At 69.7% G+C, this 20839-nt stretch carries 16 protein-coding genes; 6 read left to right on the top strand and 10 right to left on the bottom strand.

Annotated elements, in window-relative coordinates:
* Positions 1-116: 116 nt before the first annotated feature.
* The gene (locus RWQ91_RS09195; protein WP_314505132.1) at positions 117-1196 is read left to right on the top strand and encodes a class I SAM-dependent methyltransferase; all 1080 of its coding nucleotides are present in this window, start codon (positions 117-119) and stop codon (positions 1194-1196) included.
* A gap of 19 nt (positions 1197-1215) precedes the next feature.
* Here the strand turns inward: RWQ91_RS09195 and RWQ91_RS09190 are convergent, their stop codons facing one another.
* The gene (locus RWQ91_RS09190) at positions 1216-1842 is read right to left on the bottom strand and encodes a TetR family transcriptional regulator C-terminal domain-containing protein (RefSeq protein WP_314505131.1); all 627 of its coding nucleotides are present in this window, start codon (positions 1840-1842) and stop codon (positions 1216-1218) included.
* Between the two features lie 73 nt (positions 1843-1915).
* On the opposite strand from RWQ91_RS09190, the gene RWQ91_RS09185 reads away from it, so the two are divergent.
* The 3 genes from RWQ91_RS09185 to RWQ91_RS09175 are packed head-to-tail and all read left to right on the top strand — an operon-like array spanning position 1916 to position 6200.
* Positions 1916-3478 (top strand): cytosine permease, encoded by a 1563-nt coding sequence (locus RWQ91_RS09185; protein ID WP_314505130.1) that lies wholly within the window; start codon positions 1916-1918, stop codon positions 3476-3478.
* Complete coding sequence (locus tag RWQ91_RS09180; RefSeq protein WP_314505128.1) at positions 3475-4503, top strand: agmatine deiminase family protein; 1029 nt, start codon at positions 3475-3477, stop codon at positions 4501-4503. The genes RWQ91_RS09185 and RWQ91_RS09180 overlap by 4 nt, the downstream gene beginning before the upstream one ends.
* A complete protein-coding gene (locus tag RWQ91_RS09175) occupies positions 4500-6200 on the top strand; it encodes an amidase (protein ID WP_314505125.1) in 1701 nt (566 codons plus the stop codon). Before RWQ91_RS09180 ends, RWQ91_RS09175 begins: the two co-directional genes overlap by 4 nt.
* Positions 6201-6245: 45 nt before the next feature.
* Here RWQ91_RS09175 and RWQ91_RS09170 read toward each other — a convergent pair whose 3' ends face one another.
* Both RWQ91_RS09170 and RWQ91_RS09165 read right to left on the bottom strand, forming a co-directional pair.
* Positions 6246-7949: a long-chain-fatty-acid--CoA ligase gene (locus tag RWQ91_RS09170; RefSeq protein ID WP_314505122.1), complete on the bottom strand. Its 1704-nt coding sequence runs from the start codon at positions 7947-7949 to the stop codon at positions 6246-6248.
* 43 nt (positions 7950-7992) lie between these two features.
* Positions 7993-9480 (bottom strand): MFS transporter, encoded by a 1488-nt coding sequence (locus RWQ91_RS09165; protein WP_314505119.1) that lies wholly within the window; start codon positions 9478-9480, stop codon positions 7993-7995.
* 135 nt (positions 9481-9615) lie between these two features.
* Here RWQ91_RS09165 and RWQ91_RS09160 point away from each other — a divergent pair, with 135 nt between their 5' ends.
* Positions 9616-10272 (top strand): TetR/AcrR family transcriptional regulator, encoded by a 657-nt coding sequence (locus RWQ91_RS09160; protein ID WP_314505116.1) that lies wholly within the window; start codon positions 9616-9618, stop codon positions 10270-10272.
* 44 nt (positions 10273-10316) lie between these two features.
* Positions 10317-11999, top strand: a complete 1683-nt coding sequence (pgi, locus tag RWQ91_RS09155; protein WP_314505113.1) for a glucose-6-phosphate isomerase — start codon at positions 10317-10319, stop codon at positions 11997-11999.
* Positions 12000-12109: 110 nt separating this feature from the next.
* On the opposite strand, the gene RWQ91_RS09150 is transcribed toward pgi, so the two are convergent.
* The 7 genes from RWQ91_RS09150 to RWQ91_RS09120 all read right to left on the bottom strand — a co-directional run bounded on the left by RWQ91_RS09150 (position 12110) and on the right by RWQ91_RS09120 (position 20740).
* Complete coding sequence (locus tag RWQ91_RS09150; protein WP_314505111.1) at positions 12110-12733, bottom strand: DUF1684 domain-containing protein; 624 nt, start codon at positions 12731-12733, stop codon at positions 12110-12112.
* 9 nt (positions 12734-12742) lie between these two features.
* Positions 12743-13108 (bottom strand): HNH endonuclease signature motif containing protein, encoded by a 366-nt coding sequence (locus RWQ91_RS09145; protein WP_314505108.1) that lies wholly within the window; start codon positions 13106-13108, stop codon positions 12743-12745.
* A 176-nt stretch (positions 13109-13284) separates the two neighbouring features.
* Positions 13285-15411 (bottom strand): alpha-galactosidase, encoded by a 2127-nt coding sequence (locus RWQ91_RS09140; RefSeq protein ID WP_314505107.1) that lies wholly within the window; start codon positions 15409-15411, stop codon positions 13285-13287.
* Positions 15412-15433: 22 nt separating this feature from the next.
* A complete protein-coding gene (locus tag RWQ91_RS09135) occupies positions 15434-16765 on the bottom strand; it encodes an extracellular solute-binding protein (protein ID WP_314505104.1) in 1332 nt (443 codons plus the stop codon).
* 77 nt (positions 16766-16842) lie between these two features.
* Positions 16843-17763, bottom strand: coding sequence for a carbohydrate ABC transporter permease (locus RWQ91_RS09130; RefSeq protein ID WP_314505102.1), 921 nt, complete (start codon positions 17761-17763; stop codon positions 16843-16845).
* Positions 17760-18704 (bottom strand): sugar ABC transporter permease, encoded by a 945-nt coding sequence (locus tag RWQ91_RS09125; RefSeq protein ID WP_314505099.1) that lies wholly within the window; start codon positions 18702-18704, stop codon positions 17760-17762. The genes RWQ91_RS09130 and RWQ91_RS09125 overlap by 4 nt, the downstream gene beginning before the upstream one ends.
* On the bottom strand, positions 18701-20740 hold the full coding sequence (locus RWQ91_RS09120) for a beta-galactosidase (RefSeq protein ID WP_314505096.1): 2040 nt from the start codon (positions 20738-20740) through the stop codon (positions 18701-18703). Before RWQ91_RS09120 ends, RWQ91_RS09125 begins: the two co-directional genes overlap by 4 nt.
* Positions 20741-20839: the final 99 nt, after the last annotated feature.

Below are 20839 nucleotides of genomic sequence, written 5' to 3'. Positions count from 1 at the left end.
CAGGATCTGCCGCATCCTGCCCCGCGAAGCGACCAGACGCGCCACCTGAAGCCGGACCCGAGCAGGGTGGTGCGAGCGGGGGCGGACCGGCAGACTTCCGTCGAAGGGGAGATCACATGAGCAACGATGAAGGCCCGACCGCCGAGGAGTTCGCTGCACGCCTGTTCGCCTCGGCGCTCGGATTCGCGGACATCCTCGCCGTGCACATCGGCGATCGGCTCGGCTGGTACCGCAGCCTCGCCGCGGCCGGCCCCGCTACGGCGACGGAGCTGGCGCACCGCACCGCGTCCTCACCCCGGTACGTGCGCGAATGGCTCGAGCAGCAGGCGGTGACCGGGGTGCTGCAGGCCGAGGAGGGTCACGACGGTGCGCAACGCCGCTTCCGCCTGCCCGCCGGCGCCGCAGAAGTGCTCACCGACGAGCGGAGCCTGAACTACCTGACCCCCCTGGCGCGCATGCTGGGAGGGGTGGGGCCTGCCCTGCCCGACCTGCTGACGGCCTATCGCACCGGAGGCGGCGTCAGCTGGGCAGACTTCGGCGCTGACGCGCGCGAGGCTCAGGCCGACATGAACCGCCCCTGGTTCGACGAGCTGCCCCGCGCGTTCGCCGGAGTCGACCCCATCCATGCCGCACTCACCCGCCCGGGGGCGCGCATCGCCGATGTCGGCACGGGTGCCGGGTGGTCCTCGATCGCCCTGGCGCGGGCCTACCCGGAGCTGCGGGTGGACGGCTTCGACGTCGACGATCCCTCGATCGAACTCGCGCGGGCGAATGCGCGGGATGCCGGCCTCTCCGATCGGGTGCGCTTCCACAACGCGAACGGAAGCGGGCTCTCCGCCTTCGGGCCGTTCGACGCGGCGTTCGCCTTCGAGTGCATCCATGACATGCCGCAGCCGGTCGAGGTGCTCGCGGCGATGCGCGCGGCGGTGCGCGACGACGGCCCGGTGATCGTGATGGACGAGGCCGTCGCCGAGGACTTCAGCGCACCGGGCGACGACCTCGAGCGCATCATGTACGCCTACAGTCTTCTGATCTGCCTGCCCGACAGCCTGTCGCACAGCCCCAGCGTCGGCACCGGAACCGTCATGCGACCCGACACCTTGCGCGGGTACGCGCGAGAAGCAGGATTCGCGGACCTCGACGTGCTGCCGATCGAGGACTTCGCGTTCTTCCGGTTCTATTCGCTCACCCGCTGAGCCGCCGGGGCACGGCGATTCACTGCGCCTCGATCGACCCTTCCGGCGCTCCGAGAAGGATCTCGGCCGCCCGAGCCATCTTGGGGATGTAGCCCTCAACCTCGATCCCGCGGGCCAGGGACTGGGCGTTCAGGCCGTCGATCATGCCGAGCAGCTGCCAGGCGGCATCCGACGAATTCGGCGTGGTGAAGGCTCCCGTCGCGAGACCGCCGTCGATCACCGCGGCGACCATCCGATGCCATGCGTCCATCTGAGCGCGCACCGCTTCGGCGAGCGCGGGGTTGCGCCGACCGAGCGCCCAGGCTTCTACCCACACCACGGTCAGGTCTTCGCGAGTGCCGTCCAGCAGCGTCTCGATGAGCATCGCCATGCGTCCGGCCGCGCCCGCGCGCGTGCCCATCACCTGCTCGACGTCGCGGATCTCTGCCGCGACGAGGTCGCTGTAGACGCGCGCGATGAGGTCGTCCATCGAGGGCTGGTAGTGGGCGATCAGCCCGGATGCGACGCCCGCGCGCTCTGCGACGGCGCGCAGGGTCAGGCCGCTGAGCCCCTGCTCACGCGCCAGCTCCGTCGCTGCCGCGAGGATCTCGCCGGAGCGCTGAGCCGGAGACTTGCGGGTCCGGGCTTTGGTCGAAGTGCTTGACATGGTCCCGCCAGTGTAGGTACCGTCGGCTTTATTGATCGCATGATCAATACTACACGAACCGAAAGCGGATGGCATGAGCATCACCGCACCCGTCGCCGGCGAAGCCGGCCGCGCCGGCGATGTCGCCGGGCACATCGAGACGCGCGGAATCGACTACATCCCCGATGCCGAGCGCCACGGGCATCCGCGCGCGCTCTTCGGCATCTGGGCCGCCGCGAACGTCCTGTACCTGAACTTCGTGTTCGGCGGCATCCTGATCCTGCTCGGCCTGGGGATCGCCGAAGCGCTCGCGATCTGCGTCCTGGGAAATCTCTGGTGGTTCGTCATCGGGTGGATCGCCGTCAGCGGCCCGGCCGCCGGCACCCCGAGCGTGATGATCATGCGCGCGATGTTCGGCGTGCGCGGCAACGCGCTCTTCGGCTCGGGCCTGGGGGTGCTGATCGGGCTGTTCTACATCGTGCTGAACATCGCCTTCACGACTCTGGCGAGCGAGGCGCTGCTCGCCACGGTGGGCATCATCCTCCCCGCCGGGCTGAGCGTCGTCGTGCTCGTGGTCGTCTCGGCCCTGAGCCTGGTGGTCAGCGTGTTCGGGCACGCGACGATCGAGAAGCTCAGCGGCTACCTGTCCATCGCCGTCGGAGCCGTTTTCGCGGTCGTCGGAGTGTTCGTGCTGGTCGCCGCCGACTGGTCGTACTCCCCGGATGCGCTCCCGGCGGGAGAGAACATCGGGATGCTGCTGCTCGGCCTCACCGTCGTGGCATCCGGTCCCCTCTCGTGGGGCACGAGCGCCGACTACTCGCGCTACCTGCCGGCGGGCACCCGGCGGCGTGGCATCATCCTGTGGACCGCACTCGGCGGCTTCATCCCCTCCGTGCTCCTGGCGGCCCTCGGGGTGCTGGCGGGCACCGCGATCGACATGACCGACCCGCAGACGGCCATCGCCGCGATCCTGCCGCCCTGGCTCTACCCGGTCTTCCTGCTCGCGATCATCGTCGGAACGCTCGCGAACAACGTGCTGTGCTCGTACTCGACCGGCCTCTATGCCCAGGCGTTCGTGCCCCGGATCCGCCGGGCGGTGTCGGTCGTCATCGTCGGCGTGATCGCGGCGGCCCTGGCCGCCTACCTGCTCTACGGCGCGCCCCGGTTCCTGGACACCCTCAGCTACGCGATCGAGATCGCCGTCGCCGTCATGGGTCCGCTTGTGGCCATCTACGCGATCGACATCGTGCTGCGCCGGGGCCGCTACAACGGCCCGGCGCTGAATGACACCACGCGTCGCAGCCCGTTCTGGTACTCCGGCGGCTGGTTCGTGCCGGGCACGCTGGCGATGATCGTCTCGACCACGGTCGCGGTGCTCATGGTCAACACGACCCTCTACACCGGACCGATCTCGACCGCGCTCGGAGGCGCCGACCTGTCGTCGCTGGTCGGTCCGGCACTGGCGGCCGGCCTGTACGCGCTGCTGTGGCGCACGACCCGCCCGTACCGCGACCCGCTCGCGCGGCCGGGAGCGATGGATGCCGCGGCGGCAGCTGACCGCGAGCCCCGTGCGCCGGCGCTGCCCACGCAGCAAGATGAGAGCAGGCACGACGACGCCATCCCCGTGCCGGGCGACGCGATGAGGAGCACCCGATGACCTGGACCATGCCCGCCGAGTTCGCCCGGCAGGAGCGCATCTGGATGGCGTTCCCGCGCGTCGGCAACACGCTCGGGGACGACGCGGCCTCGGCGGACGAAGCCCGCGACACCTGGGCGGCCGTCGCGAACGCCGCAGTCGCATTCGAGCCGGTCACGATGGTCGTCGACCCGTCGGCGGTGGCCGAGGCGCGCACGAGGCTCTCGAGCGAGATCGACATCGTCCAGGCCCCGCTCGACGACTACTGGATGCGCGACATCGGGCCGACCTTCGTGCTCGATGAGCAGGGTGCCCTGGGCGCCGTGGACTGGACCTTCAACGGGTGGGGCGCGAACGCCTGGGCCACCTGGGAGCGCGACGACCGCATCGCGAGCGCTGTCGCCGGTCTCGCCCGCGCGACGCATGTGCCCTCGCCTCTCGTGAACGAGGGCGGCGGCATCCACGTCGACGGCGAAGGGACGGTGCTGCTCACCGAGACCGTGCAGCTCGATCCCCGCCGCAATCCGTACACCACCAAGCAGCGCGTGGAGTGGGAGCTGACCCGCACGATCGGCGCGACGAGATTCATCTGGCTGCCCCGCGGCCTGACCCGCGACTACGAGTCGGCAGGCACGCGCGGGCACGTCGACATGGTCGCGACCTTCGCCGCGCCCGGCCGGGTGATCCTGCACTGGCAGGACGACCCGCAGCATCCCGACTACTCCGTCGTGCGTCAGGTCCGCGCCGTTCTCGAAGGGGCGACGGATGCCGCAGGCCGCAGCCTCGAGATCATCGAGCTGCCCGCCCCCGACACCCTGCAGGACGAGGACGGCTTCGTCGACTGGAACTATGCCAACCACCTCGTGGTCAACGGCGGGGTGATCGCGTGCGGCTACGGCGAGCCGGATGCCGATGCCCGCGCCGCGGCGATCCTGGGCGAGGCATACGGCCGGGAGGTCGTGACGATCGATGCGCGCCCGATCCTGCAGCGGGGCGGCGGCATCCACTGCATCACCCAGCAGCAGCCCGCCTCGACCGCGCGATGAACGTCGTCGAGGCCTCGATCGCCGAGCTGCGGTCCGCGCTCGAGTCCGGGGCGACGACCTCCGTCGAGCTGACGCGTGCGTATCTCGCGCGCATCGAGGCGTACGACCGCACCGGCATCCGCCTGAACGCGCTCGTCGAGCTCAACCCCGACGCACTCGCCGAGGCTGAGGAATCGGACCGGCGGCGGCGCTCGGGCGCGCCGCTCGGGCCGCTCGAGGGCATCCCGTACACCGCGAAGGACAGCTACCTCGTGCGCGGGATGACCGTCGCTTCCGGCTCACCCGCCTTCGCCGACCTCGTCGCCCGTCGCGACGCGTTCTCGATCGAGCGGCTGCGCGATGCGGGCTGCGTGTTCATCGGCCTGACCAACATGCCGCCGATGGCGAACGGCGGCATGCAGCGCGGGCTCTACGGGCGCGCCGAGAGTCCGTACAACGGGGACTACCTGACCTCCGCCTTCGGGTCCGGCTCGTCCAACGGCTCGGGCACGGCGACGGCCGCCTCGTTCGCCGCGTTCGGCCTCGGCGAGGAGACGTGGTCGAGCGGTCGCGCGCCGGCATCCAACAACGCCCTGTGCGCCTACACCCCCTCCCGCGGGGTGATCTCGGTGCGCGGCAACTGGCCGCTGGTCCCGACGATGGACGTCGTCGTACCGCACACCCGCACGATGGCCGACCTGCTCGAGGTGCTCGATGTCATGGTCGCCGAAGACCCCGACAGCCGCGGCGACCTGTGGCGGACGCAGCCGTGGGTGCCGATCCCCCGCGCCTCGGCCGTGCGGCCCGACTCCTACCCGGCGCTGCGCGACGGCGCGGCATCCGCTCTCTCCGGAAAGCGGCTCGGGATTCCGGCGATGTACCTCGGCGATGATGCGGATGCCGGCACGGGACCGGGCATCGGAGCCTCGACCGGTCAGCGCATCGAGCCGCGGGGATCGGTGCTCGCGCTGTGGGAGCAGGCGAGGGCCGACCTCGAGGCGGCCGGCGCAGAGGTCGTCGTCGTCGATTTTCCCGTCGTCAGCAACTACGAGGCCGATCGAGCGGGGGCGCCGTCGATCTTCGAGCGCGGCATCGTGCCGGCCGGATTCTTCGACGCGGAGATCTGGGACCTGTCGATGTGGTCGTGGCACGACTTCCTCGCCGCGAACGGGCAGCCGGGCCTCTCGTCGCTCGCCGAGGTGGACGGCGCGAAGATCTTCCCGCATCCCGAGGGCGCACTGCCCGATCGCTACGGGTCGTTCGACCTCGACATCTCCGAGTACGTCACCCGCGCGAGGGCGAACGGCATGACCGATCCGCTGGGCGGGCTGTTGGCCGACGTCATCCGGGCGGGCCTGGAGGGCCTCGAGCGAACGCGCCGCATCGACCTCGAGGAGTGGATGCAGCGGCTCGGGCTGGATGCCGTCGTCTTCCCCGCCGTCGCCGACGTGGGCCCGGCGGATGCCGACGTCAACGAACAATCGGCGGTCGCCGCCTGGCGCAACGGCGTCTGGGTCGCGAACGGCAACCTGGCGATCCGCCACCTGGGCATCCCGACGGTCACGGTGCCGATGGGGACCATGGCGGACATCGGGATGCCGGTGGGCCTGACCTTCGCGGGCGCCGCGTACTCGGACACCGAGCTGCTGCGCTGGGCCGCGGGCTTCGAGTCCCTGCGTCCGCGGCGCACCGCACCGCCCCGCACACCCGCGCTCTGAGCGGTCAGGCGCTCGGGGCCCGGGCGCGACGCGCCGCCGCCGCGCTCAGCCGGCGTCGCGCAGCAGCTGCTCGCGCACCTGACGGCGCAGCACCTTGCCGATGAGTGAGCGCGGCAGCTCGTCGACCGCGAAGAAGCGCCGGGGCACCTTGTAGGCCGCCAGGTGCTGCTTGCAGTAGTCGCGCAGCGCCTCGGGGTCCAGCTGCGCTCCTTCGCGCAGCACGACCGCGGCGACCACCTCTTCGCCGCCCTTGCGCGGCAGCGCGACGACCGCCGCCTCCCGGACGTCGGGGTGTCCGTGCAAAGCCTCTTCGACCTCGGTGGGCGCGACGTTGAAGCCGCCCGTGATGATGATCTCCTTGAGCCGGTCGACGACCGTGACGAACCCGTCGGTCGAGACGGTGACGATGTCGCCGGTGCGCACCCAGCCGCCCGGCAGCAGCGACTCGGCGGTCTCGTTCGGGCGCTGCCAGTATCCCTGGAACACCTGCGGCCCGCGGATCAGCAGCTCTCCGGACTCGCCGAACGGCCGATCGGCAGACGTGTCCGCGGGATCCACCACCCGGATCTCGGTGCTCGGGAACGGCACGCCCACGGTCCCGGGGCGCCGCGTCGGTCCGATCGGGTTGCCGAGCGCCACCGGCGAGGTCTCGGTCATGCCGTACCCCTCGACCAGCAGTCCCCCGGTCGCATGCTCCCAGCGCGCGACCGTCTCCACGGGCAGGCTCATCGCCCCCGAGATCGCGAAGCGCACGCTCTTCAGATCGATCGAGCCCTGCTCGGCCGACCGGGCGAGCTGGTCGTAGATCGGGGGGACGGCGGGCAGGAAGGTCGGCGGGCTCTTCTTCGCGGCATCCGCCACGAGCTTCGCGTCGTATTTCGGGAACAGCACCAGCGTCGCCCCGATGCTCATCGCGAAGGTGAGGCACAGCGTCATGCCGTAGGCGTGGAACAGCGGCAGCACGCCGTAGAAGATCTCCTCGCCCTCGTGCAGCCCCGGCACCCAGGCACGGCCCTGCATCGCGTTGGCCCGCAGGTTTCGATGGCTGAGGATCGCGCCCTTCGGCGTGCCGGTGGTGCCGCTCGTGTACTGGAGCAGTGCGATGTCGTCCAAGACGGGACGTGGATGCCGCCGGCTCAGGCGTCGGCCGTCGACGAGCTTCTGCCACGTGAGCACCCGGCGTGCCTTCGGGGTGGCGGTCAGCTGCGCCCGCGCCTCCCGGGCCTTGGCGACGGGGAGCCGCAGCGCCACCCGCGTGGTCCAGGGCATGGCCTCGGTGATGTCGACGCTCACGATGCGCTCGAGCTTCAGGTCCGACGGGAACCCGTCGAGGGTGTCGTACACCTTGTCCCAGGCGATCGCGAAGCGCGCCTGATGGTCCTCGAACTGGTGGCGCAGCTCTCGCGCCGTGTAGAGCGGATTGTGCTCGACGACGATCGCGCCCAGCCGCAGCACCGCGTAGAAGGCCACCACGTGCTGGGGGCAGTTGGGCAGCACGATGGCCACCCGGTCGCCGTGCGTCACGCCGAGCCGACGCAACCCCTCGGCCGCTCGCTCGATCTGCTCGCCGAGATCACGGTAGGACGTGCCCGCCCCGAAGAACTCCAGAGCCTTCGATCGGCCGTAGCGGGCGATGCTCGCCTCGATCATGTCGGACAGGGTCTGGACGACCTCGTCGATCTCACCGGGGACTTCGGGGGCGTACGCCGCGAGCCAGGGACGGTCCGCGTACGGGTTCGGCGACTGCATCCTCCGAGCCTGACACACTCGGCGGGGCGGCGCCCGACCGGTCTCAGCGGATGCCGGATCCCACGCTGTCGGCGGGTGCGTCATCTTGCGCCCGACGGTCGCCCGCGTCGTCGGCATCCGTGATCGCGTCGTCGGATGAGCCGCCCTCGTCGGTCTCGAGCGACGGGGGCGCCGCGGCGTAGGCGGCGGACAGCTGACGATACGGACGCGAGACGAACGCGAGCAGCACGACCACCAGCAGCAGGGCGCTCGCGAGCACGAAGACCAGTGCGATGCCACGGGCTTCGCCGGCGCCGAGCAGCCAGCCGAACGCGTCCTGGCCGTCGGTGGACGCCATGAACGGGATGAGCCAGAACTGGGCGATCGGCCCCACGATGAACGCCGAGATCGGTGCGGCGGCGGATTCGATGCTGGCCGCGAAGCCGAAGACGCGACCCTGCTTTTCGAACGGCACCACCCGCTGGACGATCGTCTGCTCCGCGGCCTCGGCGATCGGCATGAGGGCCATGAAGACGAGGATGCCGAGGGCGTACAGCCACCACCACTCGCGGATCGCGAAGGTCATGCCCAGCACCGCGATGCCGATGTTGACCAGCAGCAGGGTGCGCAGCGGATTGCGACCGAGGCCGAAGCGCGCCACGATCAGGCCGCCCGCGATGAAGCCGATGCTCGTGATGCCGAGGATGATGCCCCACACCTCGACCGAGAACAGCGTCAGCCCGTACGGGTCCATCAGCGCCATGAAGACCCCGCCGACGAGGTTGTTGAACGTCGAGAAGAGGATGAGGGCGAGCAGCCCCGGCACCACCATGATCGCCGGGATGATGCCCCGGAAGTCGAGCCCGGTCGCGGCGCCCTCGACGTGGGCGACGCCGCGCTCGGGGATCCGCACGAACAGCAGGTGCAGCAGCGCGAGAGCCGTCGCCGCAATGGCGATCACGACCGTCCACCCCATGCCGAGCAGCCCGATCGACAGACCTGAGAAGACGCTCGTCACCATGAAGGAGATGCCGTGCACCGTCCCGACCAGGCCGTTCGCCCTGTCGCGCCGGTCGGCCGGGATCAGGAGCGTGACGGTCGTGGACAGCGCGATGTTGCGCAGGTTCTCCACCACCCCGCCGACGAGGATGATTCCCGCGAACACCCAGAACCACGGGCCGCCCCAGTCCACGAGCACGCTCTCGGGGAAAGCGAGGTAGAGGGCGCCCGCGAGCAGGTACGCCGTCAGCGTGATCGAGCTGGAGAGGACCATGACGGCCTTCTTCTTCATGCGGTCCACGATCGCGCCGAACACGATGCCGAACACGGCGACCAGCAGCATGTACGAGCCGCCGATGATCGCGGTCGCGAGCACCGAGCGGGTCTCGAGGTACGCCCAGAAGGTCAGCGCCCACCAGAGGTAGCTCGAAGTCACGTTGGCCACGGCCGTGTTCACGAGCACCTGGTAGAAGCTGCGGATCGTGCGCGGTCCGGGCGGCTCCTGACCGGAGGGCACGACGGCCTGGGGGGATGCCGGAAGCTGGTCGGTCATGATCGCCTTCGAGTGTCGTCTCGGGAGCGCTGTGCGCTCCGGCTACAGTTGCAGTGGACGCCGTACACATTCCGTTCGGCGGCAGCGTCCACGTTGATGTTCACACCGTACACACCCGATCGAGGCGATGCAACGATGAGTTCGCTCGCACGGACCTATCATCACGGCGACCTCCGACATGCGCTGATCGCCGAGGCCTCCCGGCGCGCGCGCACCGGCGGACCGGCCGCGATCTCGCTGCGCGAGGTGACGCGCGCGGTGGGGGTGTCGCCGAACGCCGCATACCGGCACTTCGCCGACCGCGACGATCTCGTGCGTGCAGCGGCGGCCGAGGCTCAGATGGCGCTGGCCCTGGCGATCTCGGCGCGCGTGGCCGCGGCATCCACCGATCTTCCGCCGGCGGCGGCGTCTATCGAGCGCCTGCGACGCGTGGGACTGGCGTACATCGACTTCGCCCGCGCCGAGCGCGGGTGGTTCGAGCTCGCCTTCGCGACGCAGGACCCGAATCCCAGCGAAGGCATCGTCACGCTCGACGACGAGGTCGTCGCACCCTTCCAGCTTCTGATGGACACGCTGGACGCGATGGTCGCCTGCGGCGCTCTGACCGCCGAGCGACGGCCCCTCGCCGAGTGGTCGTGCTGGTCGGCCGTGCACGGCTTCGCCGACATCGCCGTCCACGGCCCGCTGCAGTGGCAGCCGAGCGAAGTGGTCGACGCGCTGGCCGCGTCGGTCGTCGAGGCAGCGATCGCCGGCGTGCGCGGCACCCCGGAACAGCCCGTCGAACGCGGATAGACCCGCACCTCGTGCGCGGTGCTCCCCGGCGCTAGCGTGGTGGGGTGACCGCACCCATCGATCCCACCTCCACGTCCGCCTGGGCGCAGCTCCTCGCTCACCGCGACGCGTTCAGCCCCGATCTGCGCGGCTGGTTCGCCGACGATCCCGGACGCGTGGAGCGACTGAGCCTGCCGCTGGGCGAACTGCACGTGGATCTGTCCAAGAACCTCGTGACCGACGAGATCCTCGCCTCGCTCGTCGCGCTCGCGGAGCAGACCGGGGTCGCCGAGCGCTACGCGTCGATGATCGCCGGGGAGCACATCAACACGACCGAGGACCGCGCGGTGCTGCACACGGCCCTGCGCCGGCCCGCGGGCGCCTCACCCGCGCTCGTCGTCGACGGGCAGGAGGTCGACCACGACGTGCAGGCCGTGCTGGATGAGATGTCGGCGTTCGCCGACCGCGTCCGGTCGGGTGAGTGGCGGGGGGTAACGGGCAAGAAGGTCACGCACGTCGTGAACATCGGCATCGGCGGCTCGGACCTCGGCCCGGTGATGATCTACGAAGCCCTCAAGCCGTACGCGGATGCCGGCATCCGGGCTCTGTTCGTCTCGAACATCGACCCGACCGACCTCGCGCAGAAGACCGCGGATCTCGACCCCGAGACGACTCTGTTCATCGTCGCGTCGAAGACCTTCACGACGCTGGAGACCCTCACGAACGCGCGGCTGGCGCGGGACTGGCTGTGGTCGGGCCTGAGTGCGGCCGGTGCGATGGACTCGTCGGAGGACGCGAAGACGGATGCTGTCGCCCATCACTTCGTGGCGGTCTCGACGGCCCTCGACAAGGTCGCCGCGTTCGGCATCGACCCGGCGAACGCGTTCGGATTCTGGGACTGGGTGGGCGGCCGGTACTCGGTGGACTCCGCGATCGGCCTGTCGCTGGCGATCGCGCTCAGCCCGGGGGTCTTCCGCGAGCTGCTCGCCGGGTTCCACGACGTCGACGAGCACGTGCGCACCACTCCCCTCGCCTCGAACGTGCCGGTGCTGATGGGTCTGCTCAACGTCTGGTACACGAACTTCCTCGGCGCCCAGACCCACGCCGTGCTCCCCTATGCGCAGCAGCTCAGCCGGTTCGCGGCCTACCTGCAGCAGCTCACGATGGAATCGAACGGCAAGTCCGTCCGCTGGGACGGCACCCCGGTCACGACCGACACGGGTGAGGTCTTCTGGGGCGAGCCGGGCACGAACGGGCAGCACGCGTTCTACCAGCTGATCCACCAGGGCACGCGGCTGATCCCGGCGGACTTCATCGGCTTCGTCAACCCCGCCTACCCGCTGAAGGACGACGGGCGCGACGTTCACGGTCTGTTCCTGGCGAACTTCCTCGCGCAGACGAAGGCGCTCGCGTTCGGCAAGACCGCCGAAGAGGTGGAGGCGGAGGGAACCGCAGGGGCACTCGTCGCCGCGCGGACCTTCCCGGGCAACCGGCCCACGACCTCGATCTTCGCACCGGCGCTGACGCCCCGGGTGCTGGGCCAGCTCGTCGCGCTGTACGAGCACATCACGTTCACGCAGGGCGTGATCTGGGGCATCAACTCGTTCGATCAGTGGGGTGTCGAGCTCGGCAAGCAGCTCGCGCTGCAGATCGCCCCGGCGATCGAGGGCGACGCGGCCGCGCGGGAGGCGCAGGACGCCTCGACCCGCGCGCTGCTGCAGTACTACTCCGCCCACCGCACCGGCTGAGCCCTCACGCGAACCCCTGCGTCCCGGGCGAGCCCATCCACTCCCGTGGCAGGCACTGTGTGGGCTCGCAGGGAATGCCTGGGTTCGGCACACGGCAGGCGCGGAGTGGGTCAGCCGTAGAGCTCGCCGACCGGGACGGCGATGGGCAGCACGTTGCCCGGCTGCGCGAGCGGACACGCCCAGGCCGGGTCGTACGCGCACGAGGGGTTGTAGGCGAAGTTGAAGTCGAGCACGAGGGTGCCGCGCGCCGCGTCCGAGCCGAGATCGGCGCCTTTGATCGTGTCGATCAGGTATCGGCCTCCGCCGTACGTGCCTCCGGGCTTGCCGGCGAGCGCATCGCGCACCGGGATGAACACTCCGCCGCCGTACGTGGTCAGCCGCCAGACGTCGAGGGTTCCGGCATCCGGGATCTCGACCTTGCCGATCCGCTCGAACGGGACGATGCCGTCGGTTCCGGTGGCGAACTCGAACCCGCCCGGATCCGCCGGAAGGATCGGCAGCTCGTACCTCCACGCCGCGTCGTACGGTGCGATCGGAAGGCCCTCGAACAGGGGCGAGTCCTCTTCCAGAAGGGGCGTGGCGGGATGCCGCCCCATCAGGTCGTCGCGCTCGATGCGCCACAGCTCGTGTGCCTCTTCGGGGTCGTCCTGGGCGCGGACGGCGTCGTACAGCGCGAAGACGCGGCGGCGCCAGTCGGCGATCTCCAGGGCAGTGCGGGCTGAGTCGGAAGCCATGGCACCAGGCTACGCGGGCTCCTCCTGCGGCTGGACGGCGATGCTCTGCAGGAACGCGACGTGCCCGAGCAGGAAGGCGCGCTCGTCGAGCCTCTTGCGCCGCATCCATCCGGTCACCTCGTCATTGGACTTGCTCGCGTTGCACGACCGGCATGCGGGCACGATGTTCTGGACGGTGTAGCGCCCGCCGCGCGACAGCGGCAGGACGCAGTCGCGCTGCAGCGGGACGCCGATGGCTCCGCAGTATGCGCAGCGCTCCTGCCACGCGGCACGGATCTGCGACCACTCGAGCGTCGTCAGATCGTTGTCGGCGGCATCCATCCGGCGCTTGCGCTTGCGGGCGGCCCGGGCGCGCCGGGACTGGGGAGCGGCCATACCGCCAGGGTAGGGGCGGGGGATGCCGCGCCCCCGGCGCCGTGCCGCGTCAGCGCTCCGCCCCCTTCCCCGCGCCGTGCCGCGTCAGCGCTGCGCCCCTCTCGTGACTTGTCGTATATGTCGCGGTCCCTCGGCGTGTCGCTGACATATACGACAAGTCGACGGCGGGGCGAGGGTCAGAGCGCCGTGAGCTCCAGCACCAGAGCCTGCTGCGGTGAGAGCAGGGGCAGCGGCAGACCGATCTCTGCGAGCACCGCCCCCGGCAGGTCGACGTGGCCGGCCGCGTACCAGGGTGGCGGCGAATCCTGCAGAGCGCGCGGCTCGCCGCCGAGACGGAGCGGACGGACCCGGTACGTGCGGTGCGAGTCGAGACCGGGCAGGCGCGCGGGGGGCGGCACCGCGGCCAGAGACGCCGTCAGCATCGCCGCCGAGTACACCGCATGCGTGCGATCGTGCGAAACGACGCCGTGCACCCACTGCGCCGGGTCCGCCGGGTCCGCCCGCACCACCCGGCCGCCGTGCAGGAGCGGACGCAGCCGCTTGTAGTGCGCGATCCACTCCGCGATCCGAGCGAGGTCGGAGCCGGTCGCTGTGGACAGGTTCCACTCGATGCCGGCGCTGCCGAAAAGCGCGGTCGCCATGCGGAACGACAGGTCGCCGACGCGCCCCGTCAGGTGCGCTCGCTCGTCACCGAGATGAGCGCCGAGGTATTCGGGCGGCACGAGCAGCGACGCGTAGCCGGCGATCGCCTGCCGGTCGAGCGCGTCGTTCGTATCGCTCGGCCATACCCGGTCGACGCGGCGCAGCATCCCCAGGTCGATGCGGGCGCCGCCCGATGCGCACGACTCGATCTCCACCACCGGGTGCGCGAGACGCAGGCGGTCGATCAGGGCATAGACCGCGGTCGTCTGGCGATGCGCTGAACCGTCGAGCAGATCGCGATTGTGATCCCACTTGAGGTAGGCGATCGGATACTCGGTCAGCAACGCGTCCAGACGGCCGAAGACATGGTCGGACGCGGCGAGGATGCCGAGGTCGAGCGTCCGCTGGAATCGCCACTCGAGGCCGTCGGCACGTCCGACGATCCACTCCGGATGAGTGCGGGCGAGATCGGAGTCGGCACTGATCATCTCGGGCTCGACCCACAGGCCGAACTCCATTCCGGCGGCCTGCACGGCGTCGACGAGGGGATGCAGCCCCTCCGGCCACACGTCGGTGTCCACCGTCCAGTCGCCCAGAGCGCGGCGGTCGTCTCGGCGGCCGGCGAACCAGCCGTCGTCGAGCACGAAGCGCTCCACGCCGACCTGCGCCGCCGCAGCGATGAGAGGCTCGAGCCGCTCCATGGAGTGGTCGAAGTACACGGCCTCCCACGTGTTGAGCGTCACCGGGCGCGGCCGGTCGATCGTCGACCAGGAGCGGACCCAGGGGTGGACTCGATCCGACACACCGCCCATGCCGGTATCGGAATACACCGCGACGCACCTGGGTGCGGCGTACGTCTCACCGGGCGCGAGGACGATTTCGCCCGGAGCGAGAAGCTCCCCGGCCGCCAGCGACGCCGCACCGAGGGGCGAGGACTCCGCCCACAGCTCGGTGTCGCCGCTCCACGCGGCGTGCACCGCCCAGACTTCGCCGGACTCGAGTCCGAACGCCGGTGTGCCGGCGGCGAGAAGGAACGCGCTGTCGTGCCCACCCCGGCCATGGCGCCCCTCCCGGGCATGCACGCCGTGCGCGAGTGGGCGGCGGATCGGGCGGCGCTCGCGCCCCCACACTCCGCTGAAATCCATCAGCTCGCTCGCCCGTGCCGGAACCGGCAGCACCGCCGCTGCCCGGCCGATCGTGAGCGGGCCCAGCCCACGGTTGGTCACTTCGAGCCTCACCGCGAGCACACCCTCAGCGCTCAGCTCCAGCCGCACGCCGACATCCAGCAGTGCTTCCTCATCCCTCAGCCCGAGCACCAGTGCGGAGCCGTCGACGATGGGCGCGGCATCCGGCCTCTGCCTCAGCCTCGGCGCACGGGCCCGCTCCGCCGCCACCGCGCCGTCGGGGCCGCCCGGATCGCGCGAGACCTGCAATCCGGGACGCCCGCTCCAGCCGTCGCCCCAGGTGGGCACGAGTCCGAGCCGGAGAGGCACGTCGACCGACGAGGGCGCGATCGCGGGAATGGATGCCGCCGCGACGGCTTCGGCCTGCTCCGTCGTGAGGTCACCGAGGTCAGGGCCCCAGTGCAGCACGGCGGGCATGGCCGTGCCGCGGGCGTCGACCAGAAGGCTGACACCCGCGGCACGGAGGTGATGGATCACTCGCAGAGACTACTTGCTGCGGCTACTTGGCGACCGGGATCGACTGCGCCTCGAGGGCCGCGATCGTCTTGGCTTGACCGTCGGCGAGCGCACCGGCCAGCGTGCCGTCGCCCGCGATCGCAGCCTTGAACCCGTCCGACACGTCGGCGTAGGTCTGGGTCATCGTCGGGCCCCACACGAAGTCGGGGTTGACCTCGCCGGCGGCTTCGGCGAAGACCTCGTAGATCTTCTGGCCGCCGTAGAACTCGACGCCTTCCTGCAGCACCGGCAGCTCGAGTCCCGCCTTGGTGGCCGGGTAGATGGCGGCGGTCTCGTTCAGCGACGTGAGCGACTCCTCGGAGCTGTTCAGCCACAGCGCGAACTTGGCAGCTTCGTAGAGGTGCTCTGTGCCCTTGAAGACGGCGACCGACGAACCTCCCCAGTTGCCGGCGGCCGAGTCCCCGGCCTCCCACTGCGGCGACTTCGCGACCGACCACTTGCCCGCCGTGTCGGGCGCGCCGCTGGCGATCGAGTTGGCACCCCAGACCGCGGAGTTCCACGTCCAGACCTCACCCGAGTTGTAGGCGTTGTTCCACTCGTCGGTCCAGGGCGGGTAGACCGCGACCAGGTCGTTCTCGATGAGGTCCTGCCAGTAGTCGGCAACGGTGATCGACGTGTCACCGGTCAGATCGACCGTCCACTCGTCGCCGTCGTTGGCGAACCACTGTCCCTCGCCCTGCCAGACGAAACCGGCGAACTGGTTGATGTCGGACTGGGAGAAGTTGGTGATGTACCCGCCCAGAGCACGGATCTTCACTGCCGCATCACGGTACTCGGCCCACGTCGTGGGAACCTCGATCCCGTTCTGCTCGAACAGGTCGGAGCGGTAGAACAGCGCCATGGGTCCGGAGTCCTGCGGGATGCCGTACACCTCGTCGTCCGTGCCGAGCGAGACCTGTCCCCAGGTCCAGTCGACGAAATCGTCCTCGGCGGCCACGACGTCCTCGCATGCTGCGAGGTTCTCGAGCCCGTCCTGCACCCGGAAGTTGGGGATCGCGTCGTACTCGATCTGTCCCAGGTCGGGCGCGTTGCCGGCCTCGAGCTGGTTGAAGAAGTTCTGGTACGTGCCGGAGTTGCCGTTCGGACCGGTCTGCACCTCGACCTGGATGTCGGGGTTGGCGTCGTTCCAGATCGCGACGGCGTCCTCGATGCCGGGGATCCAGGACGTGAACGTGAGGGTGACTTCTCCGTCGGAGGGCTCGCAGGCGGCGGCGTCGCTGCCGCTTCCGCTGCCACCGCTGGAGGAGCACGCGGCCATCGTCAGGGCGAGGCTCGCGATCACCGCCACGCCTGCTGTTCGTTTCATGTGACGCATGGTTTCTCTTTCTCGGATGTGACTTGCTGGGGGTGGGGTTTTCATACGGCCGGCCGGTGCCATCCCGGTCGGGTCTGTCACTTCAGCGCGCCGGTGCCCAGGCCCGTGCGCCAGTAGCGCTGAAGAAGAAGGAAGGTGACGATCAGGGGGATGATCGACAGCAGGGCGCCGATCAGCACGAAGCTGCGCAGCTCGGGGAACTGGTTGATGGTGGAGTTCCAGGCGTAGAGGCCGTACGTCACCGGGAACAGCTCCTCACTGCGCAGCATGATCAGCGGCAGGAAGAAGTTGTTCCAGATGCCGACGAACTGGAACAGGAAGATCGTGATCAGCGCCGGAAGCATGAGCCGGATGGAGACGGTGAAGTAGGTGCGCACCTCACCCGCGCCGTCGAGGCGAGCGGCTTCGAGCAGTTCGTCGGGAACGCTCGCCTCGGCGAAGACGCGGGCGAGGTACACGCCGAACGGGCTGACGATGCTGGGCAGGAACACCGCCCAGAACGTGTTCGTCAGCTGCACCTGGCTGAAGAGCAGGAACAGCGGCAGGGCGAGCGCCGTCGCCGGCACCAGCACACCCCCGAGCACGACGTTGAAGAGCACTTCGCGCCCGCGGAAGCGGTACTTTGCCAGCGCGTAGCCGCACATTCCGGCGAGGATCGTCGCGACCAGCGCGCCGATGCCCGCGTAGCCGATGCTGTTGACGATCCAGCGCAGGTAGATTCCGCCGTCGTAGCTCAGCAGCGCGACGAGGTTGTCCCAGAAGTTCAGCTCGGCGAACCACAGCGGGTTGGTCGTGAACAGGTCACCGCGGGACTTGGTCGAGGCGACCAGCAGCCACCAGATCGGAATCAGGAAGTACAGGGTGAAGATCACCATGATGAGCATCGCGACGCTGCGCGACACGACGCTCTCGCGCTGCGCGCCTCCCGGCCGGGAAGTGCGGGGGGCTGCCGACGCAGTGCGCAGCGCCTTGGCGTCGGCGTCGATCACGCGGCTCATGCGTCTGCCTTCCGTCGGGTGATGCGCAAGAACGTGAAGGAGAGGATGAAGGTCGCCAGGGCCAGGACGACCGAGAAGGCTGCAGCGAGGCTCACGTTCGGAATGGCCGAGGTCGCGTAGATCGTCATGTTCGGCGTGTACGTGCTCGTCACGGCGGAGCTGAACGAACGGAACACCTGCGGCTCGGCCAGCAGCTGCAGCGTGCCGATGATCGAGAGGATCGCCGTCAGCACAAGCGATGGCCGCACGAGCGGGATCTTGATCGACCACGCGATGCGCATCTGCCCGGCGCCGTCCAGACGCGCTGCTTCGTAGATGTCGGTCGGGATCGCCAGGAGCGCGGAGTAGAGGATCAGCATGTTGTAGCCGACGAACACCCACGTCACCACGTTCGCGATCGCCCACAGGACCAGTTCGGCCGAGAGGAAGTCGACGTTGCCGGTCAGCACCGTGAACGGCGAAAGGTTCGGCGAGTAGAGGAACCCCCACATGATCGCGGCGATCACACCGGGGACCGCGTACGGAACGAAGAATGCGAGGCGGAAGAACTTCTTGCCGCGCAGCAGCGGTGAGTCCAGCAGCAGGGCGAACAGGAGCGCGAGCGCGAGCATGACGGGGACCTGCACGATGCCGAACAGCAGCACTCGGCCTACCGAGGTCCAGAACGCCACGTTCTGGAACACGAGGATGTACTGCGTCAGGCCGCCGAACACCTCCGTGGCCTGACCGAACGTCCCTTCCCGCTCCACAACGAGCAGGGACTGCCAGATCGCGATCGCGATCGGCACGAGGTAGAAGAGCAGGAACAGGATGACGAACGGAGCCGTGAAGATCAGGATGGCGCCCTTGTGCTGCACCTTCCCCCGGCTGCGGGCCGGACGCCGGCCGGCTTTCGCGCCCTTGGGCGTGACGAGCGCCTCCGTGGCTGTCTGTGCGGTCATGAGACGGCGTCCTCTCGGATCACTCGGACGGCTCCGGCCGGAACGCGGATCGTTCCGGCGGCGTTCTCGCCCGTGACGAGGTCCACACCCCGGGCGTTCAGCAGCACGTCTTCACTGCCGTGGTTGATGATGAAGCGATAGCTGCGGTCGGCTCCGACGCGGCGGACGACGTCGACGTCGGAGCGTGCGCCGGCGGCGCGATGAACGCCCGCGGAGGTCAGTGCGCGGTCGAGGATGCGGACGAGGTCGGCGTGATCCGGAAGCGTCGCGAGGTACCAGGCGTCGCCTGCGGCAGCCTCGCCTCGGCGACGAGTGAGTGCGGGCAGGCCGCCGGCCGGTCCACCGACGAAGCGATCCATCACTTCGGCGTCGAAAGCGACGAGACGCTCGGTCCACAGGCGGGCGGTGCTTCCGGATTCGAGCGCGACGGTCTCGCCCGGCAGCACGGGAGCGAATTCCTCGACGCGGATGCCCAGGAGGTCGCGCCAGACCGCGGGATAGCCTCCCGGCCTCACACGATCGTTCTCGTCGACGATGCCGCTGTAGAAGGTCACCAGCGCGTCGGAACCCGCGGCGACCGCAGCATCGAGCGTCTTCGCATCGCGGTCGCGAATCAGGTGCAGACCGGGCACGACCACGAGCCGGTAGCCGGACAGGTCTGCGCCCGGACGCACGATGTCCACACCGGCTCCGGACTCGCGAAGCGCCCGGTGCAGGGCCCAGACCTGGTCGAGATAGGCGATGGCCGAGCTCGGCCGGTTCTCGGCGTCGCTGGCCCACCACGCCTCCCAGCTGAACAGCAGTGCGACGTCGGCGACGACCCGGGTGCCGGCCACCTCGCCCATGCGATCCAGCAGCGACCCGAGCTCGAGCGCCTCCCGCCAGAGGGCTGAGTCGGTGCCGGCATGCGGGATGAGGGCCGAGTGGAACTTCTCCGAGCCCTGCAGCGAAGCGCGCCACTGGAAGAAGCACACCGAGTCCGCGCCTCGCGCGACGTGCTGCAGTGAATCCCGTGTCATCTGGCCAGGTGCCTTGGCCAGGTTGTGCGGCTGCCAGTTGACCGATCCGGTGGAGTGCTCCATCAGCATCCACGGTTCCCCGCCCGCGAGTCCGCGGGTGAGGTCGGCAGCGAACGCGAGTTCGGCTGCCGGGTCGTCCAGGCGGTGATCGAGGTAGTGGTCGTTGGCGACCACATCGACCTCCGGCGCCCACGTCCAGTAGTCCAGCTCGCGGATGTGCGCGGTGACCATGAAGTTCGTCGTCACCGGCACCTCGCTGTGCCTCCTGATGGTCGCGTGCTCGGCGCGGTAGTAGTCCAGCAGCTCGTCGGAGCTGAATCGGGCGAAGTCGAGCACCTGGCTCGGGTTCGGGGTCGACAGCGTGAGGCGCGGCGTGCCGATCTCCTCCCACTCGCGGTAGCGCTGGCTCCAGAAGCTCGTGCCCCAGGCGTTGTTCAGGGCGGTGATCGTGCCGTAGCGCAGCTGCAGCCACCCGCGGAAGGCGACCGCGCTCACGTCGCAGTAGCAGTGCGCGTTGTGGCAGCCGAGCTCGTTCGAGACATGCCACAGCACGACGGCGGGGTGCTGTCCGTAGCGTTCGGCGACCGCGTCGACCAGAGCCAGGGCGTAGCGGCGGAAGACCGGCGAGCTCGGGCACCAGGCCTGGCGGCCGCCGGGGTAGCGCGTGGTCCCGTCGGCGACGACGGGCAGGATCTCGGGATGCCGGGTCGTCAGCCATGGCGGGGGGGATGAGGTGCCGGTGCCGAGGTTCACCCGGATGCCCGCCTCGTGCAGGAGCGCGATGACCTCGTCGAGTCTGGAGAAGTCGACATCGCCGTCGGGGCCCTGCAGCTCGGACCACCCGAAGATGTTGACGGCGACCAGGCTCACGCCGACTTCGCGCATGAGGGCGATGTCCTCGCGCCAGATGCCCGGATCCCACTGCTCGGGGTTGTAGTCGCAGCCGAAGTCGATGCCGCGGTGCTCGTAGCGGCGCCGGGCGGTGGCCTGCTCGGCGGCGGCGAGGGGACGGTTCACGAGACTCCAGGGTCGACATCTTCGGCGGCTGTGTGCACGTGCACAGACTCTCGGAGTGAAGTTCAGCTCTGAGCTTCTGTGAACGTACACAGAATGACA

The sequence above is a fragment of the uncultured Microbacterium sp. genome (assembly GCF_963524805.1).
In the GTDB taxonomy this organism is placed as follows: domain Bacteria; phylum Actinomycetota; class Actinomycetes; order Actinomycetales; family Microbacteriaceae; genus Microbacterium.
The sequence above is the reverse complement of the archived record's forward strand: the minus strand, read 5'-3'. Positions and strand labels throughout refer to the sequence as shown.

Excerpts from the sequence above, each read along its gene's own strand:
- RWQ91_RS09150 (WP_314505111.1), bottom strand. The coding sequence starts at position 12,733 with ATGGCTTCCGACTCAGCCCGCACTGCCCTGGAGATCGCCGACTGGCGC.
- RWQ91_RS09125 (WP_314505099.1), bottom strand. The coding sequence starts at position 18,704 with ATGACCGCACAGACAGCCACGGAGGCGCTCGTCACGCCCAAGGGCGCG.
- RWQ91_RS09160 (WP_314505116.1), top strand. The coding sequence starts at position 9,616 with ATGAGTTCGCTCGCACGGACCTATCATCACGGCGACCTCCGACATGCG.
- RWQ91_RS09195 (WP_314505132.1), top strand. The coding sequence starts at position 117 with ATGAGCAACGATGAAGGCCCGACCGCCGAGGAGTTCGCTGCACGCCTG.
- RWQ91_RS09180 (WP_314505128.1), top strand. The coding sequence starts at position 3,475 with ATGACCTGGACCATGCCCGCCGAGTTCGCCCGGCAGGAGCGCATCTGG.
- RWQ91_RS09135 (WP_314505104.1), bottom strand. The coding sequence starts at position 16,765 with ATGCGTCACATGAAACGAACAGCAGGCGTGGCGGTGATCGCGAGCCTC.
- RWQ91_RS09185 (WP_314505130.1), top strand. The coding sequence starts at position 1,916 with ATGAGCATCACCGCACCCGTCGCCGGCGAAGCCGGCCGCGCCGGCGAT.
- RWQ91_RS09145 (WP_314505108.1), bottom strand. The coding sequence starts at position 13,108 with ATGGCCGCTCCCCAGTCCCGGCGCGCCCGGGCCGCCCGCAAGCGCAAG.
- RWQ91_RS09130 (WP_314505102.1), bottom strand. The coding sequence starts at position 17,763 with ATGAGCCGCGTGATCGACGCCGACGCCAAGGCGCTGCGCACTGCGTCG.
- RWQ91_RS09175 (WP_314505125.1), top strand. The coding sequence starts at position 4,500 with ATGAACGTCGTCGAGGCCTCGATCGCCGAGCTGCGGTCCGCGCTCGAG.
- RWQ91_RS09165 (WP_314505119.1), bottom strand. The coding sequence starts at position 9,480 with ATGACCGACCAGCTTCCGGCATCCCCCCAGGCCGTCGTGCCCTCCGGT.
- RWQ91_RS09190 (WP_314505131.1), bottom strand. The coding sequence starts at position 1,842 with ATGTCAAGCACTTCGACCAAAGCCCGGACCCGCAAGTCTCCGGCTCAG.
- RWQ91_RS09170 (WP_314505122.1), bottom strand. The coding sequence starts at position 7,949 with ATGCAGTCGCCGAACCCGTACGCGGACCGTCCCTGGCTCGCGGCGTAC.